At 38.9% G+C, this 18,838-nt stretch carries 12 protein-coding genes; 8 read left to right on the top strand and 4 right to left on the bottom strand.

All coding sequences use genetic code 11. The features are described 5' to 3' along the window. Positions 1-94 precede the first annotated feature (94 nt). The 3 genes from JWR87_RS14635 (at position 95) to JWR87_RS14625 (ending at position 4,710) form a co-directional block, all read left to right on the top strand. Entirely contained in the window at positions 95-922 is an 828-nt protein-coding gene (locus tag JWR87_RS14635) for a phosphatase PAP2 family protein (protein WP_297821382.1), read from the top strand. A gap of 586 nt (positions 923-1,508) precedes the next feature. Then, complete coding sequence (locus tag JWR87_RS14630) at positions 1,509-4,256, top strand: hypothetical protein (RefSeq protein WP_297821380.1); 2,748 nt, start codon at positions 1,509-1,511, stop codon at positions 4,254-4,256. Positions 4,257-4,263: 7 nt separating this feature from the next. Next, positions 4,264-4,710 carry a cyclic nucleotide-binding domain-containing protein gene (locus JWR87_RS14625; RefSeq protein WP_297821378.1) on the top strand — a complete coding sequence of 149 codons (447 nt, stop codon included), beginning with the start codon at positions 4,264-4,266 and terminating at the stop codon, positions 4,708-4,710. Here the strand turns inward: JWR87_RS14625 and JWR87_RS14620 are convergent. Continuing rightward, entirely contained in the window at positions 4,702-5,283 is a 582-nt protein-coding gene (locus tag JWR87_RS14620; protein WP_297821376.1) for an HD domain-containing protein, read from the bottom strand. The genes JWR87_RS14625 and JWR87_RS14620 overlap by 9 nt on opposite strands. Before the next feature lie 385 nt (positions 5,284-5,668). On the opposite strand from JWR87_RS14620, the gene JWR87_RS14615 reads away from it, so the two are divergent. Then, positions 5,669-7,834 (top strand): alkaline phosphatase family protein, encoded by a 2,166-nt coding sequence (locus tag JWR87_RS14615; protein WP_297821374.1) that lies wholly within the window; start codon positions 5,669-5,671, stop codon positions 7,832-7,834. 149 nt (positions 7,835-7,983) lie between these two features. On the opposite strand, the gene JWR87_RS14610 is transcribed toward JWR87_RS14615, so the two are convergent. The 3 genes from JWR87_RS14610 to JWR87_RS14600 form a co-directional block, all read right to left on the bottom strand. Next, a complete protein-coding gene (locus tag JWR87_RS14610; RefSeq protein WP_297821372.1) occupies positions 7,984-9,267 on the bottom strand; it encodes a BamA/TamA family outer membrane protein in 1,284 nt (427 codons plus the stop codon). Positions 9,268-9,581: 314 nt separating this feature from the next. Further along, positions 9,582-10,565 carry a DUF6624 domain-containing protein gene (locus tag JWR87_RS14605; RefSeq protein WP_297821370.1) on the bottom strand — a complete coding sequence of 328 codons (984 nt, stop codon included), beginning with the start codon at positions 10,563-10,565 and terminating at the stop codon, positions 9,582-9,584. Positions 10,566-10,607: 42 nt separating this feature from the next. Continuing rightward, positions 10,608-10,829 carry a DUF1330 domain-containing protein gene (locus JWR87_RS14600; protein WP_297821368.1) on the bottom strand — a complete coding sequence of 74 codons (222 nt, stop codon included), beginning with the start codon at positions 10,827-10,829 and terminating at the stop codon, positions 10,608-10,610. 600 nt (positions 10,830-11,429) lie between these two features. Here JWR87_RS14600 and JWR87_RS14595 point away from each other — a divergent pair. The 4 genes from JWR87_RS14595 (at position 11,430) to JWR87_RS14580 (ending at position 18,722) form a co-directional block, all read left to right on the top strand. Next, positions 11,430-11,984: an RNA polymerase sigma-70 factor gene (locus JWR87_RS14595; RefSeq protein ID WP_297821366.1), complete on the top strand. Its 555-nt coding sequence runs from the start codon at positions 11,430-11,432 to the stop codon at positions 11,982-11,984. 104 nt (positions 11,985-12,088) lie between these two features. Further along, positions 12,089-13,270 (top strand): FecR family protein, encoded by a 1,182-nt coding sequence (locus JWR87_RS14590; protein ID WP_297821364.1) that lies wholly within the window; start codon positions 12,089-12,091, stop codon positions 13,268-13,270. 143 nt (positions 13,271-13,413) lie between these two features. Then, entirely contained in the window at positions 13,414-16,884 is a 3,471-nt protein-coding gene (locus tag JWR87_RS14585) for a TonB-dependent receptor (RefSeq protein WP_297821362.1), read from the top strand. 29 nt (positions 16,885-16,913) lie between these two features. Then, positions 16,914-18,722: a RagB/SusD family nutrient uptake outer membrane protein gene (locus tag JWR87_RS14580; protein WP_297821360.1), complete on the top strand. Its 1,809-nt coding sequence runs from the start codon at positions 16,914-16,916 to the stop codon at positions 18,720-18,722. The last annotated feature ends 116 nt before the right edge of the window (positions 18,723-18,838 follow it).

Genomic DNA, 18,838 nt, shown 5'->3' with positions numbered 1-18,838 from the left:
ATAGGCTCAACAATCAGGCGCAGCAAAACAGCGAGCATTGTTTTTGCAAGAGGTGAAAAATGCACCACTAAAGGCGCAATTAAAAATTCTACTTATGAAGAAAGTCATCACGCTCTGGCTATGCATCCTTGTCACTTTCAATTCCACTTTTGCACAAGAAACCACTGGTAGTGAGTCTAACTCCCCTTATCATACAAGTCTTATAAAAGATGGGGCAATTATAGTTGGAGGTGTAGGTTTAACTTATCTCGGAACTGTGCTAATCAATAATAAAAATGATCTTACCCCAGCTCAGCTGGTAAGTAAGACCCGTGACAAAATTCCTTTTTTCGACCGTGGCAATGCAGGTTATTATTCTACCAGGGCCGATGATGACAGTTATATTCCTTTTCAGGCTTCTTTTGTTATGCCCGTTTTAATGGGATTAATCAATAAGAATGAAAGGCAAAAGTTCGGTCAGGTAATGGTTCTGTACACCGAAACCATGGCAATTACCGGAACCCTTTTTACCATGGCTACCGGTAATATCTATCGCAGCAGACCCTATGTATATAATACAAGTTTGTCGTCGGACTTAAGACGCGACAAAAACTCTCAACGTGCTTTTTTTGCCGGACATACCGCAGCCACCGCTGCTGCTACTTTTTTTATGGCTAAGGCTTATGCTGATTTTAATCCCACCTCAAAGGCGAAACCCTACGTTTGGGCTTTTGCTGCCGCTGTACCTGCAGTAGTGGGCTATTTAAGGTATAAAGCCGGGATGCACTTTTTAAGCGACAATTTACTGGGGTATGCAATAGGTGCAGGCGCAGGAATATTAGTTCCGCAACTACATAAAATAAAGGGAATGAGAAATGTAACTATTTCGCCAGCTGTAGGAATAGGAAACAAAGGGTTAGCAGTAACCTATAAGTTTAAATAGCGATGAGAGGGTTCTGCTGTCTGGTACCCGTGTAGAAATAATGGGTGTCTATGCTGTATAACGCTTCTCGCCATTGTTGTGTCACTCACTTGTACGGCAACTCTTTATTCAAGTATTTCCACATTATTTTTTAAAAGCGTAAGCTATATCCAAAAAGCTGGAAATAGCTTACGCTTTTAACATAACAGCTACCGCTTTTCCTGTCCGGTTCTTATTGCCTCCGCTCTTAAACAGGAATATATTTGGCACAACCCTTTTTAGCAACGGAAACTTTAAAATGATTAAAAAAAAGCTCCGTAAACAGCTCTTGCAACCGGTTGTTGCCGTAAGCCACTCTTAATATCTTTTGATTTAACAACAGCCTGAAAAGCTCCTCTTATGGCTCTAACCCTTTTTGCTGCATGTAACCCTAGGCCGGATGCTATGAAAAGCTGATGTAAAAGTGAGTGACACAACAAAAGCCGCACAATAATTTGCAGCTGGTGCAATAAAAACAAGTAACCTTACTATACCTGAATACCTATGTTAATTTTTATTAAATTTAGCTCTGAAACCTCTCTCTGCCCTTATTTACAAAATACTAGAGATGTACCACAAAATTTTACGGCTTTTAAATATAAAACCTTCTGAATCTACCTTAGTAAGAGAACTTTTTACTATCCAGTTTTTTTTAGGAATAGCCACGGCTTTCTTATTTACCTCCTCTCTAACGATGTTTATTTCCAATTATGAAATTCAAATTCTACCTGTTTCGTATATTATTTCAGCATGTCTTCTGTTTGGTTTCAACAGGTTGTATAGCTTCCTTGACGAGCGATTAACGTCGCCTAAATTATTACAGGTAGTTATCTTTTTTTCTGCCGCTTCCATTTTATTGTTCTGGCTGTTACTTAATGTATATCCGTTTAAACAACTGCCCCTGATAGTGGCAAGCTGGTACATGCTAATCTATATGCTGGTCGGATATGCTTTTTGGGGCATGGCCTCTATCATTTTTAATGTAAGAGAAAGCAAAAGACTGTTCTCAATTGTTGGTGCCGGAGACATCCCGGCAAAGATGCTGGGTTACTTTTCTGTTACTGCCATGGTTCCGGTTATAGGCGTTAATAACTTACTATGGATATCCATAATCTCCTTTTTAATTGCGGGGTTTCTTTTAAAACGATTTACCTCAAAAGGTTTATTAGTTGAGCAAGATCCTAATGCTTCAGCACATGCTCATGACAATAAACCAGCACACTCTATTCACACTTCTGGTTTTATAACAAAATTCTTCGATAACCATTTAGTCTTTTCCATTGCACTTTTATCCCTTGTTTCTTACATCGTTTTTTCATTTATTGACTTTACGTTTCTTTCTGACATTAAAGTAAAATACCCTAAAGGAGAGCAAATAGCTACGTTTATCGGAGTATTTTTCGCAACTGGAAGATTTCTTGCAATTGTAATAAAGCTAGTTTTTAGTAGCCGGATGATTTCGAGAATGGGCCTTACCAATGCTTTATTGGTAACCCCGATACTACTTCTCGTGATTGATTTCTTTATCATTCTTTCCGGTGACAGGTTCATCTCACACCTATATATCTTTGGGTTCATGGTGTTGCTGACAGAAGTACTTCGTTCCGCTTTACAGGAGCCTGTATTCTTTATCTTGTTTCAGCCGTTGAAGCCACACGACCGGCTGCGCGGCCACCTGATTGCAAAAGGTCATACACTGCCTTTTGCATTACTAGGGGTGGGTACTTTTCTCGTTTTATACTTTAAAAATAACCGCGAACTGCCTATTATGGCTGTGGGACAATTGTTGATCGCATTATTAATTATATGGATTGGGGTAATTTTTATCATTAAAAAACAATACCTGCAAACCTTAATCACCTCGTTAAAAAGAGGAAATTTTACCGGTGCGGAACTTTTTTTAAATGACTCAGTAGTAACAAATTTACTTATCTCAAAAGCGGAAAGTAAAAAACCTTTAGAAGTAATTCATTCGTTGAATTTGCTGGAGAGGTCTGGATATAAGGACCTATTTAAACTTTTGCTTAAAAACCTTCAAAGTCCTGTTTGCGAAATACAGGAATATGTGCTTACAAGGATTATTGCAAACAACATGACTATTGCTTTGCCCATAATTACCCAACAACTCCGGAAAGATAATAATGAAAACATGCAGCCCAGGCTTATCAAAGCTTTTTACTTTCTTAACAAAGACATAGGGATTGATGGAAAAACTGCCATGGAATCTTTACAAGCCGAACACAAAAAAGCGGCTATGGAAGGGCTGCTTCTTCGCAAAGAAGAGGAAACAGAGAAACTGGTAATAGACCAGCTTTTAATGATGGCAAAAGGAAGTATGGCAGACAAGCTGCTGACTTTGGATGTTGTACTCGATTGCGAGTGCGAGAATTATACCGCAGTGCTTGAAACCTTACTCTCTGACTCCGAACCTAAAGTGTACAAAAAAGCAATTGAAGCTAGTGGAAAGGTTAAGAACATGAAATTATTACCAAAAGTAATTGACGTGGCTTTGGCAAAAAGCGCTATTCCATCTTTAAAACGTGCTATTGTTAACTACGGCGACGGTTTTTTTTGGGAAGAAAACTGGAAGAACCGGCCACCAAGGGGAGAGTTGCTTACTATTTTTATTAAAACCTCAGGAAATATAAAGGGTGACCACTCGACCAAATTTTTGGTTGAACTATTAAAACAAAAGACAGGGGAAACAGATGATATAATCGAAGCATTGTGGCTAAAGAAATCTAAAGTTTCAAGTGAGACAATGCAGCTGATCGAAGATTGGGCAAATAAAAAGACTGAGCAGGACAAATATAAAGTGACCTGTTACTACGAGATACTTCATAATAAAAATCTTACCCTATTACAGCAGGCCATTATAATGGAAATAAGAAAAGATGTACAAATGCTGCTTAAAAGCTTTTCCTTACTTTACGATAGAGAGAAAGTTGACAGGGTGATTGAATTGTTATCTATTGGAAATACTTCTAAAATATCGAATGCAATTGAAATACTGGAGTTAATCGTTCCTAAGAAATACTTTACGCCGCTAAATAATTTTGTTGAGTTGATAGATGACGTACAGCACAAGAAAGAGCTATTGATAAAAACACAGGGCCTCGATCCGCACGTTATAATTGAGGAAGTTATAAAAGACAGCAAAGCTAACTTTAGTGAGTGGACAAGGTCTGTAGCTTGCTACATGATTCCTAAAATGAAGAAGAGTAAAATGTCATTAAAGATGTTAAACGTAAAAGAACCAAAAGACGGGCATCTGTTTAATGAAACGAAGAATTATGTTTTATCTATGCTAAATTAATTTAAAGATGTTGTTGATTGAAAAGGTTTTGATTTTAAAATCTTCGGAAATATTTCAAAACACAGCAGAAACGGAGCTGGTAGAGTTAGCAGCTATACTTGAAGAAACTTATCTTGAACCAAACATCACTTTATTTTCTAAGGGTGATCCTGGCAACTGCATGTATTTTATTTTTAATGGTACGCTAAGAATTCATGATGGAGAGCATACCCTTGCAGTGTTAGGTGAAAATGAAATTGTGGGAGAATTGTCTGTTTTAGATTCAGAAAGCAGGTCAGCAAGCGCAACAACACTGGAAGAATGTCTGCTGCTTAAATTAGAGCAGGAAGCGTTTTACGAAATACTAATGACGAATGCCGATATATTAAAAGGAATCTTAAAAACGCTGTGCAAAAGGTTAAGAGTAATCAACAAAAAAAGTACTACAATGGCCAACTCAACCCCTTTAAAGTAACTTTTGTTTTACTTGTTCTAAGTTTAATTGTTTTGCCGCTTCCCGGTTTCTTTTAGAACTATTTGTAAAATAGTGGTGGCTCTCCAAAAATTTCACTTGCAACATGTTCCAATCTCTTTCATTTGAAACTATGTGCTGTGCCAAAAATTCTTTATACAACCCTTCCCCTATTTTAAAAAAATCATCCCGACCAAGGTAATCCAAATCAGAGTCGCAAATAATTTCTTCAAGCCTGGTCTGTGGCTCTTGTGGTACTTTTGTCGCCCGAATCATTCCGCATACCTTTTTAATCTGATCTAATGAAAATCCAAACGCTGAAAGTTCAGCGGTGGCAATTTCACAGCTTTTCTCCTCGTGTCTTAAATAAGTGTAAAGAAATCCGATGTCATGATATAAGGCACTTACTTTTAATAATAACAGTTCTGCTTCAGTTACTCCCTCCTGCTCCGAAATTTTTATTACGTGCTTCAATACATCTAAAGTATGTGGTACGTTATGATAAGTTAACGTAGGCGGCAAGCCCTTTTCGAGTTTACCTATTACCTCACTTTGGATTTCAGAGAATGCAAGCATCGTTTTTATTTTATTAACGCATTTTACGTTGGTAAATTTTTTTTTTAAAGAAACTGGCAAAAAGATAATTAAATCCCATTAACCTCGTAAACTTTCTTTTTTATCAGACATCTAAAATATCTATGTCAACCAATTCCTTTTGCCGTAATTACCTTTTCCGCAACAGATAGAACAATACGGGTTTTTTGTTTAAATCAGTTTGCTATAGACGAATGTCTCGTAAGCGCTGGTTAGAAATTGCGAATAAATGGGGTTAGGATTAACGATAATAATAACATGTCTACAGACTATATACACAATACCCACTCAACGCTTGTTGATTTTTAAGACAACCTGAAAACATTATTTTTAGTTTAACTTTGAAGCTTTCAGTAACTATTTTTTAATGTCAGAAGACAAAGCATCTTTTCAATTAAAAGTCAAACAGGAAACCAAAGAACCCGCAATAACCAGAGTGTTTAAAAATTTTGTATCGGGAAGATTTTCACCTGTTTTCTTGCTTATCGTGTTAGTGCTTGGTATTTCATTCTTAACCAGAATTGCACTGCTTTTTAAAACCGGCAAAAGCTTTGACTGGACTTTTAAGAATGTAACCGGCTCGTTTGCCATAGGTTCCTTTTTCGACCTCGCCATGTCTACATATCTTATCGTTCCATTTGTTCTTCAACTGTGGTTTACAAATGACAAGATATATGATCGCAAATGGAAATGGATTGCTATTGGTGGATTTGTAATTATTATTAGCATTTTTCTTTTTACCAATCTTGTTCCTTCTGATTTTAATGCAGACCTGAAAAAAGGAGTTACGGCCTACATCATCCTACGGTTCCTGATTTTTATATTCCTGCTCTTTACAAAGAACACCTTTCGAAAAACATGGAGAACCGGTGTCTTATACTTCGACTTTTTCCTGGTCATATTTTTATTACTATTTAACGCCATTAGCGAATGGTTTTTCTGGGATGAATTTTCGGTCAGGTATAACTTCATCGCGGTGGACTACCTGGTATATACGAATGAAGTGTTGGGTAACATAAAAGAATCTTATCCTATTGCAGCTATAGTAACAATCATTCTTATCGTTACCACAGCCATTTTCCTTTTACTTCGTCCTATCATTAAGAAGTCTGTTTATGCTTCCTCAACTTTTCTTTCACGTACTATCGTAGCTATTATCCTACTAACAATAACACTAGTTAACTATTTAGGGGTAAAAGAAGAATGGAGAAATTTTAGCAAGAACGAATACGCTAACGAATTGGCGGGAAATGGCGTATTTCAATTTGCGAATGCTTTTTGGCATAATGAACTAGACTTCTTTAAATTTTATACAACACTTCCAGATAAAGATGCCTTTACAATTGTTAGGCAAGATCTTGTAAACGGTAACAGCACATTTACCACTAATGATATTTTTAATATTGAAAGACAAATAACTTATCCAAAACCAGAGTTAAGACATAACGTTGTTTTAATTAGCGTTGAAAGCCTTAGCGGCGACTTTATGAACACCTTAGGAGGAGAAAAAAATATAACTCCTTATCTTGATTCGCTGGTCAGCAAAAGTATTTTCTTTAAAAACCTGTACGCTTCCGGCACGCGCACGGTAAGAGGGTTAGAATCTTTATCTCTTGGCTTACCTCCTTCATCAGGGCAAAGCATTGTTAAGCGACCCAATAATGAAAATCTATTTTCTTTGGGAACTGTCTTTAGATCAAAAGGATATATTACCCAATACATTTATGGCGGATACAGCTATTTTGATAATATGAAGCAGTTCTTCAGCAATAATGATTATGAGGTAATAGACCGTGATGCTATAAAGCCCGAAGAGGTGCATTATCAAAACATTTGGGGCGTGGCTGATGAAGACTTGTTTACGTTGGCAGGTCGCACTTTAGACAATAACTACGCTAAAGGAAAGCCTTTCTTTTCTCAAATTATGACCGTGTCAAACCATCGACCGTTCACCTACCCCGAAGGACGTATTGATATTTCTCCCGACAATCACGTGCGCGAAGGTGCAGTGAAATATACCGACTATGCTATCAATAGATTTCTCAAGGAGTCCTCATTAAAACCATGGTTCGGCAATACTATTTTTGTTATTGTTTCGGACCATTGTGCCGGAAGTGCAGGCAGCGTTGAACTACCTGTAACAGGTTATCATATTCCCATGCTTATTTATGCTCCGGCAATTATCAAACAACCTTTTATTGTTGATCGTTTGATGGCACAAATAGATATCCCTCCTACTATTTTGGGAATGCTGAACTTTAGTTACAGGTCTAAATTTCTTGGACAAGACATTTTTAATCTTCCCGCTGGAAAAGAAAAAGCTTTTATCAGTACATACCAGGGACTTGGGTTTATACAGAATGATCGTCTTATAATACAGTCGCCGGTGAGAAAGGTAAAGCAGTTTAAACCAGACTTCAGAACGGGTTCTGCGACAGAGGAACCTTTGAATGATTCGCTAGCTAAAAAAGCCATCGCTTACTACCAGGTCAGTTCGTGGCTTTTTAAGAATAAAAAGTACCATAAGAATTAAATTAGCCTGATAAGCTCGAGTAGATTTAATTTAATTTCATTTTCCCCCACGGTATTTAAATATTGCCCTCGCTACATTCAAGATACTTTAATCGCCAACATGCTTAGGGGAACATCCAATATTCATCACATCTTTGATCAGGCCATCACCTAAAATACCTCTCCAAGATTTAGTGTAATCGCAGAATGTCCCTTGCTTACGCCGAAGTCAATTGCAATATTAGTATTTGAACGTTTATTGAATTTTACACGAACACCTGCGCCTACGGCGGGGTGTGGCCCGGTAAACTTCCCGTCTCCGGGGCCAGACGTAGTATTCATATTTGCAAAAAGAACGTAACCCAAAAGCCCGTCATCCCGTAAGTCATTACGGTATTCACCTTCGAAGTAAACCAGGCTTTTGCCACGATACCTGTTCTGCTGAATCCCCCTTCCCGACCTTTGATAAGGCTCATACCCTATCGCTGGCAAGTCGAGATAAGGAACATTATTATTCAAAGCTGTCCATACATAACTCCACAGAGCCAGTACCTTTCTTCTTCTGCCTTGCAGGTCAATGTACTTGCGCCCGTCGATATATAATGACTTCCATGTATTGTCGCCATTACCAAGAATATAGGGGTTTACCCTGTAGATAAAATTGAGATACGCTCCCGGCAAAGGATTTAATGAATTGTTTCTTGAATCATACAACAGGTTGAAGGTTACTCCTGACGACAAAGAGTTTGCGTTGGCCGCTGTACCATGAGGATAGCTCAAAAATTTTGGCAGCCCTATCGTATCTCCCACGGTTTGAATGTTGATATGATAATCTAAATTATAACCAACACCGGCCAGAAGGTAGGGCTTTAATTGTTTTAATAATGTCTGGTAAAACCTGACGTATTTATAAGTGATCAGCACCCTATTATTTTGGCTATTTGTGTTGTTCTTTCCATAAACGTATTCGGGGTATAAAGAGAAGCGGGTATCGCCTTGTATGTTCCACTTATTCTTGTTGGTATAAATATTATTGCGGAAGCCAATGGAGTAACGTCCTTTAAAGTTTAGATAAGGAACAAATGTAACACTTGACAAAGCAGTATTTATTCTGCTACCGAGATAAAAAGCTGCCGAAGTAGAAGTAATTAAAGCCTTGCCTCCGCCAGGAACAGCAGACGAAGTAGGTACCAGGGAAAAATAAACTTTTCGTCTGCCTCTTCTTTGAATTTTCTGTGGTGTGTATTTGAATGTCTTTTGAAAAACATCTATCAAATCTTTCTTATTAATTGTATCAATATTATCATTAGAGGGAGTAATCTGCTGAGCCGTTGTATATGAAGGAATGACACAAAACAAAATGAATACAATTGAAATAGCTACACCTTTGTCTGCAATTGAAGTAATACCGTAATTTTTTGTTGGATTAGTTATAAGAGAATTCCTAAAAATCATAAGAAAAAATACACTATAATCATGCCCCTGCAAATTTTATTTTATTAAAAAAGCTGCTATAAAAAGATGCAGTACAAGTGAGTGACACAACAAATTCTGCACAAAGAACAGGTGTTCGGTCCGCAAAAATTTTCAACAAATCTTTTTAAGACAACTCCTCAACCCAAATGAAAACCGAATAGTTTTACATGCACTTCCAAAAAATTATAACTGTAATTGAAGAAGAACTTGCAGGTGAAGAATAACTGCAAAGGCAAAAAAAGTAGTTTATTGGTTAGACTAAACCTTTCTATTATTTATATGCTAAAAGTTATTTAGGGGCTTACTCTTCCTTTAGCTTCCATTCCCCGAAGATCTTTTTTGTATTGTTCAACGTCCCATTTTATTTGCCATTGCTTTACATATTCGGCTAAAGGTGGTAGTCCAACTTCAGCACGTCTTTTGTCAACATTGTCAGGATCTTCAAGCGGCAGTACATGAAAGGTTTTGGTAGTTGCATCACTTCCAATCTGGCTGCCATAAATCTGTTTTTTTCCTTGGCCTAATGCAACTCTGTCTTCAAGTAATGCCAAACTACTTCCTCGTGCTTTGCCTTTTTTTACGGCGTCTCTCATCAGCGGTAAATACTTTTCCTGCGTCAATCTATCTGAGTGTTGTATCACAAGAAATAAGGTTGTACTTCCCTGTTCGCCCACAACGTCCGCTCCCAGCCAGCCATACTTATCAAGAGTATTCTTCACTTTGATCAAATTGATCGAATCCTTTTCATTTATAATTTTCCAATGCGCTGTCATTTCCTTTGACTCCCATCCATATTTTTTCTGGAGAGAATCTATCTGCCGCCTGTACTGCTGATCCTCTACATAAATGCTATCCAACTGCGCTGCCAATGGCTTGTTTAAATTAACTTCTGCCCTATACTTGTTTTGTTTTATACGCCCAACCAACGGCTTCCACCGCTTATCCTGGTGCAAAGAATTTAGGTTAGGCTCAGAAGTAATATGGGCGTAGTCGGTATAATGCTGTTTTTGCACAATATTATCAAGTTGAAAAAAAGCGCTGTCCGCAACTCCCGCTAATGCCCACGAGCACGCAGCATTGTACCTGTCCTTTTGCGACCCCTTCCAGCCTATTGATTTAAATGCCTGCGAAAATGTAGTAGCCGCATTTTTATAGTCCTTTAACTGGTAAAGAGAATCTGCTTTTTTGGCAAATTTTCCATATTCATCAAAATTGCTCTGCCCAAAAAGTAGTGTTGCTGATATAACAAACACCAAAAACATTATTGATTGTTTCATAATTAACCCTTTGACAATATGAGATTGTGGCGCATTTAATCGTTATAGTTTTGACCCCTTCATTAGCACGACCGATCTTATTGATTGTTCTTTCAAATGCAATGATCCTTTTCGTTCGTAGTCCTCCATAAAATTATTAAAGTCCTGCTCGTTTTCAAATTCTACAAGGCGAATTTCATAAGGCTTTTCAATATTGCTTTGTATGTACGCGTCGTACTGAGGGCGTACCCTAATGAGAAGTTTTCCGTTGTATTTTGAAATCATGAAAATAGCAATGGATTCAAATTGGTTAAAATAACTTCCTAACCATCTGAGGTGTAAATGAGTTGTGTTATAAATACCATTGGTTTAATTTTTTTAGCTGAGCTTAATGATCACCTTAATGTTATGAGATGTTTTTTGGGCTTAGCATTAGGTCTTTACCGAGGCTTTGCTTGCGACGCTCCGTTTAAGGGCTGTGCTCACGGCGGCTTTGTACAAGTTATGTTGCTGGCGGCAATACCAACACGACGCACTTGAAGTGTCGGGCTTTGTGTAGCCGGGTAAAGCCAACAGTGCACTTGCAAATTGTTACGAAATATTAGTTCCCCTACCTGTGGAGGATGCTTTTATAATGGGAGCAGCAGTTTATATAGCAAGCCCTGATGATAATAAACGCAGCAACCCGTAACTAAAAATTAATAATAAGTTCTTCAGAAAATTTTATAGATAAAGTCTTTTTTGGCCGTTGCTTGATTGTAAGTTGATGTGAAACTTATGTCGTGAATGACAGCACTTAAGTTAAGTAATAAGTTATCTTTAGACACTTAAAAAATTATTGTTATAGTGCTGCCCCCTGCTTCCTCCGATGAAAAAATATTGCTGTTGCAAGTTGCAACGGGCAGCGAAAAGGCTTTTGAGCAGCTTTATGAGCAATATGCAGATACAATTTACGGGGTTGCTTTTACTTATACAAAATCACAGGAATTTTCAGAAGAACTGGTGCAGGATGTGTTTTTAAAAATATGGACGCGGCGCGAAACGCTTGCCCAAATTGATCAGTTTTCTAATTATATTTTTATCATTGCACGTAATCATATACTCAATTATCTACAACGCAAAATCAGGGAAAAAGATTGCATTCAACACCTCTCCGCTTATTTTAAAGAAAACAGTATCACACCTGAAGGTGAACTGATGTTTAAGGAGTCCAACGCACTTATAGAAAAAGCAATTTCGCATTTGCCCCCTCAGCAAAAAATTATTTACCAGCTCGTTCGTGTCCAGGGCATGAAGCTGAAAGAAGTAGCTACCCGGTTAGGGTTAACAAGAAATACAGTGCGGAACCATTTAGACAGAGCCGTAAAATCTGTTCAATCATTTGTACAGCAAACCGATCGCCATCTCATTTTTATTGTAACCTTGTTATCAGATCTCTGAAAAAATTTTAAAAAAAAATATTTTCCCACTGGTACATTTTCAATCTGCGATTGTCTTTACTACGACGATTGTACCCACGTCTATTTTTTGTGTAAAAATTCATTATGTCGCGTTTTCAGGTTTTACTTGATAAATATCTAGATGCTTCTCTGTCGGAAGATGAACTGAAGGAATTTTTAATTCTGCTGCCGGCCAACCAGGGCATTCTTGAAAACAAAGTCATTGAGGACCTTGAAGAACGGGCCTTTGATGGCATGACGAGCCAGCAGCAGCGAGACCGAATGTTTAAGGAAATCATAGAGAGAAAAAATGCAATCGAAGAGAAACCTTCAAAATTAATTTTCTTCACGGTTAAACGTGTAATTGCGGCAGCCGCAGTCATATGTTGTCTTGCATCAGGTATTTATTTACTTACAGAAAAGAAAACAGCCCATGCACCTGTGGTGGCCCGAAAAACAACTACTAAAAATCATATTGTTCCCGGTGGCAACCATGCTATGCTTACCCTTTCAAATGGTGCCACTATTCTTCTGGATAATGCAAAAAATGGAAACCTGATTGAACAAGGGAAAACCAAAGTCGTAAAAGAAGACAATGGAAAACTGGCCTATTATAATAACAGTGATACGAATAACAAAGCGATAGAATATAATACGGTTAGTACTCCACGTGGTGGCCAATATGAGATTAAATTATCAGACGGTACACATGTATGGCTAAATGCAGCAAGTTCATTGAAGTTTCCTACCACATTTACTGGTAATAACCGAAGGGTTGAGCTAAGCGGCGAAGCTTACTTTGAGGTAGCAAAAAATAAATCAATGCCATTTGAAGTAATGGTATTGCAAACAAAAGTAACCGTTTTGGGAACGCATTTTAACATAAACGCATATAGCGACGAGAAAAGCATCAATACTACATTACTGGAGGGATCGGTAAAATTTAGTGCTGGTTCTTTAGAAAAATTGCTACTGCCCGGACAGCAATCCGTATTCACTTCTTTTTCAAAGCCAATAATCATACAACCAGTCGATGTTGACCAGGTGATTGCATGGAAAAACGGTTTTTTCGAATTTGACAATACTGATCTGCCAACAATAATGCGGCAAATTTCGAGATGGTATGATGTAGATATTTCATATGAAACTTCTGATAATAAGGGCCGTTTTGGTGGTGGAATTAGCCGGAAACTAAATTTATCTGAAGTGCTGCATTTATTAGAGACCAACGGGGTGCATTTTAAAATTGAAGGCAGAAAAATAGTTGTGCTTGGTAACCATAGTTAAAAGATAAAAACAAATAAAATGACATAGATATTAAAGAAGGACCCAAATAAAAACCGTTCCGGGTACGAGTCGGAACGGCTGCAAAAGGGGTTCGTTACAATTAATAAACTGCTTATTGTTGAAAACCCAAACTTTCCAAAAATATGAAATTAAATGTTCATTGTAAAACACTGCCTTTAAAGCAGCGGGCATTAACCAAAACGCTGAGAATTATGAGATTAACAGCAATTATTTTATTATTCGCTTGCCTGCAGCTTAGCGCCAGGAGTTACACACAAACTGTTACGCTTTCTCTTAAAAACGTATCCGTTCAAAAGGTATTTAAAGAAATTTTTCGTCAAACGGGAGTTTCTATTGTGTATAATGAAAAACTATTCGAAAACTTTTCACCTGTTAGTATTGATGTTAAAGATGCCCGGATTTCTGAAGTATTGAACCGGTGCCTGCAAAACCGGCCCTTTAGCTTTAGTGTAGAGAATAATGCCATTTTTATAAAAAAAACAGTACCGGCAGCCGAAGTAATTAAGCCCTTTGACACCATCCCAAAAGTGCATGGGCGGGTAGTTAATGAAGCCGGAGAAGCGCTGGTAAATGTCTCCGTTATAGTAAAAGATACCAAAACCGGTACAGCAACAGGGCCAGACGGAACGTTTTCTATTACTGCACAAAAAGGAAATGTTTTGTCTTTTAGCTTTGTTGGATATCAATCTCAGGAGGTTGCAGTCGATAGCAGAAAAGACATCAGCATAGTTTTAGCCGCTGCCGTAAATACCCTTACTGAAGCAGTTGTTACCGGATATTCTTCTCAGCGAAAAAAAGATATTACAGGTTCCGTTTCTGTTGTAGATGTAAAGAACATGAAATCTATACCTACAGGATCGGGCGAGCAGGCGCTTCAGGGTATGGCATCGGGTGTTACGATTATTAGTTCCGGTGTTCCCGGGGGCGAAAGCAATATTTTTATCCGTGGGGTGTCTTCCTTTGGAAGCACACAACCTTTGATAATTGTAGATGGGGTACCCGCTGGCCTTCGCGACATCAACATCAATGATATTGAAACTGTTCAAATACTCAAAGATGCTGGGGCTGCCTCCATTTATGGTGTTCGGGGTTCTAACGGTGTTATCGTGGTGACTACAAAAAAAGGAAAATCAGGCGAGCCTACCTTGTCTTATGATGCTTACTATGGAAGTCAGATTCCTTTAAAAGGGAACGTTTTTAATTTATTGAACTCGGCAGATTTTGCTATGTTGGTAAAGAAAGTAAACCCGGGGACCACTCTATTTGCCAATGGCCTTCCTGATTATCTTTATGCGGGCCCTGGCATTGCCGGTACTGCTATGGGAGGAGATCCGGCGGTTGACCCTTCGAAGTATGTTTTTGATGCCGCCAATCCGGCTAACGATTATTTAATACAAAAGGTGAACAAGCAGGGTACAGATTGGTTTCATGAAATTTTCAGGACCGCCCCTATGCAGAGCCACAACATCACGGCAAGCGGGGGTACCGACAAATCAAAATACCTGTTCTCATTTGGATACCTTAATCAGCAGGGTACGCTTATAGAAACCTATCTAAAAAGATATTCAACCAGGATCAATACCCAATTTACAATTAAAAAGAACATACGCGTAGGGGAGAATGCATACATCTACTTAAAGCAAAGCCCTGGATTTGGCAACCAGAGCACAGACAATGTGATTTCGTATGCTTACCGTACCATGCCGATTATTCCTGTCTACGACATCCAGGGAAATTACGGGGGAACGTGGGCAGGGCCTGAGTTAGGAAACGCTCCAAATCCTTATGCTGCTCAGGCACGTACCAGTCTTAATAAGAACCGATCGCTGGCAGTAGTAGGAAACCTGTATGCTGAAGTAGATTTATTTAAACACTTTCTGGCCCGTACCAGCTTTGGCGGAACTGTTAGCGATGGTCATAGCACCTGGTTCTCGCCTAATGCCTATAACGACAAAGAATTTCATAACGGTATAAACTCCTTAAGCGAAAACTCGAATTACGATAATAGCTGGACGTGGACGAATACACTGACTTACACCAACACGTTTGACAAACACAGTCTGAAAGTACTGGCCGGATCGGAAGCAATCAACAGTAACGGAAGGGGAATTGGCGGTGCCGCCGCTAACTTTTTCTCTACCCGTCCCGCTTATCTTTTGTTAAGTAATGGCACTTCCAATATTACCAACAGCGGTTATGCTTACGACATCTCCCTGTATTCTCTGTTTAGTCGTTTAGATTACTCTTACAACGACAGGTATATTATGTCTGCTACTGTCCGTCGTGACGGATCATCCCAATTTGGACGTGAGAAGAGATTTGGCATTTTCCCCTCCTTTTCTTTAGGATGGAGAATATCTAATGAAGATTTCATGAAGAGTGTGAGCCAAATCAACGATTTAAAATTGAGAGGAAGCTGGGGGAAATTAGGCTCTCAAAACAATGTAGGTCCTAACAATGCCTTCACTTTATTTAGTTCAAATTTCCAGACCTCTTATTATGATATAAATGGCCTCAGCACCAATCCTGTGCAGGGTTTTTATAGTGCTTCCAATGGCAATCCGAAAACAGGATGGGAGGAAGATGTAATTACCAACATAGGGATGGATGCAACGATATTTAATAAAATAGATTTATCTGTCGAATGGTATAGAAAATCAATTAACGGCTTACTTTTCCCCCAACCGGTGCTACTAACAGCAGGAGGTGCTGATGCACCGGTTATTAATATTGGCGATATTGAAAATAAGGGATGGGATGTTTCTGCGAATTACCGTGGTGGAGGCAAGCGGAGCTTTCAATACAATGTTGGACTAAATGTAACGGCATATAAAAATACAGTGGTCAATATCCCCGGTGACTACTTTGATGTGGCTGGTTCAAGTTTGGGTAATCTGGTACGTAACCAGGTTGGCCACCCCGTTGGTTCATTCTTCGGGTACCAGGTAGAGCGGCTATTCAGGGATGATCGTGATGTAACATCCTCTCCAACACAGGCAGATGCTGCCCCTGGAAGATTTAAATACCAGGATGTAAATAATGATGGAAAAATTACTCCTGATGACCGTACTTTCTACGGCAATCCCAACCCTAAGTTTACCTACGGCATTAATGTAGGCGCAAGTTATAAGGGATTTGATTTTTCTGCTTTGTTTTATGGCTCGCAGGGTAATGATGTCCTAAACCATATTCGTTATTATACTGATTTCTTTGGCAGTTTCATTGGAGGTAAGAGCAACGATCTTCTTTATAATTCCTGGACACCTCAGAATGTAAATGCTAAAACACCTGTTGCTGAACTAACCAATACTTTCAGCACGTCGGGAGTTGCTAACTCCTATTATATGGAAAGCGGTTCCTTCTTCAAGTGCCGGTCCCTGATATTGGGCTATACAATTAAACCGCGCATTTTAGAACAATATGGTATAAACAGGTTTAGACTTTATGTGCAGGCCGCCAACTTATTTACCATTACCCAGTACAAAGGGTTGGACCCGGAATTAAGCGGAAGCAGTTCAGCTTTTGGAATTGATTACGGAAATTATCCCAACAACCAGAAGAATATAGTTTTTGGACTGAACCTGTCATTTTAATTATAATCACTTTTTGAAATTAATGTAGGATGAAACAATTACGTAATAAATGTATTATTTCGGGTTTTTTAGTGCTGCTTACCGTAGTAGTTGCCTGTAAAAAAAGTTTTCTCGAAAAAGAACCACTGGGCCCTATAGGAGAAAGTACACTGGCCACCAAAGCAGGAGTTAATGGATTACTGATAGGCGCTTACTCATTACTTGACGGGAGAGGCAGCCCGGGATCCAATGAAGGATCAGCAGTAAGTAACTGGATATACGGAGGGGTAGCTTCTGATGATGCCCATAAAGGCTCAGAGTATGGTGATATTACAAGTATTGAATTGATAGAAAGCTATAAAGTTGATCCTACAAATGAATATTTACCTATTAAATGGGGCGCATTGTATGCGGGAATTCAACGTGCCAATGATGTGCTTCGCGTAATGGCTAAAATAACAGATGGCTCTCTTACAGAGGCAGAGGTGAAAGAAATAAAAGCTGAGGCAATTTTTTTAAGAGGGGTGTATCATTTGGAGGCTGCCAAAATGTGGAAGAATGTTCCATATATAGATGAAACAGTAAGTTTCGAAAACGACAATTACAACGTTTCCAACGAGCCTCCGATATATCCTAAAATTGAAGCAGATTTTCAGTTTGCCGCATCTAACTTAAAAACTGTTCAGCCACAGGTGGGAAGGGCAAATTCGTGGGCCGCAAAGGCATTTTTGGCCAAAGTATATATGTTTGAACATAAATATGCAGAAGCTAAAAGTCTATTGTCTGATATAGTTAATAACGGAGTTACTTCAGCCGGGCAGAAATACCAGCTTCTTGCTAATTATGGAGAGAACTTCAATCCCATTAAAAAAAATGGTTCAGAATCTGTATTCGCGGTTCAAATGTCTGTTAATGACAGAGCGGCGGGGCACAATGGAAATGCAGGTGATTTATTGAATTTCCCGGGAGGGGGCCCAGCTACCTGCTGCGGTTTTTATCAGCCCTCTTTCAGTCTCGTAAATTCATTCAAAACAGATCCTGTTAGCGGGCTTCCCCTATTAGATACCTGGAACGGGGCTAACATCAAAAATGATATGGGAGTAGACGGAACAGCAAGCTTCGCTCCCTATGAAGGCACCTTGGATTCACGGCTCGACTGGACGGCAGGAAGAAGGGGTATACCTTATCTCGACTGGGGTATAATGCCCGGTTTGCCATGGATACGTGCACAGGCACAGGGAGGACCATATGTTCCAATTAAAAATGTTTATTATAAAGCTGATGCAGCTACAACAAGTGATATTTACGATGGATGGGGCGCCGGCAATGTTACAGCCAACAATTATGTTATGATACGCTTTGCTGATATACTGTTATGGGCGGCTGAAGCTGAAGTAGAAGCGGGAAGTCTCGCCCAGGCAGAAAAGTATGTAAACCAGGTAAGAAGCCGTGCTGCCAATCCTTCGGGTTTTGTACATACTTATGTTGATAATAATGATCCTTCAAAAGGCTTTACAAATCAACCTGCAGCAAACTACAAAGTAGGATTGTACACGGGGCAGTTTGCCCAACGGGGACAGGAGTATGCAAGAAAAGCTGTTCGCTTTGAAAGAAAGATTGAATTGGCAATGGAGGGTCATCGCTTTTTTGATTTGCAGCGTTGGGATAATGGTACAGGTTATATGGCCGATGTATTAAACGAATACATTAAACATGAAACCACCACCTACGATTACCAGATATTAAAAGGTGCCACGTTCAAAAAAGGCAGAAATGAATATTTTCCTGTTCCTCAGAATCAGATAGACCGCAGCAAGGTAAATGGAAGTACTGTTTTAAAACAAAATCAGGGTTATTAAAAAAATGAGACATCTGTAAGGTGAGTTGTTTTTACTTCTTACTTTACAGATGTCTTTTTTTAAAGAGCTTATATATTATACTTCAAAAGGGGTGCCTGGTGACTTTTTATTTTGCT

The sequence above is a fragment of the Segetibacter sp. genome, from assembly GCF_025963695.1.
Classification (GTDB): Bacteria; Bacteroidota; Bacteroidia; order Chitinophagales; family Chitinophagaceae; genus Segetibacter.
This window is presented reverse-complemented; position numbering and strand designations above follow the sequence as displayed.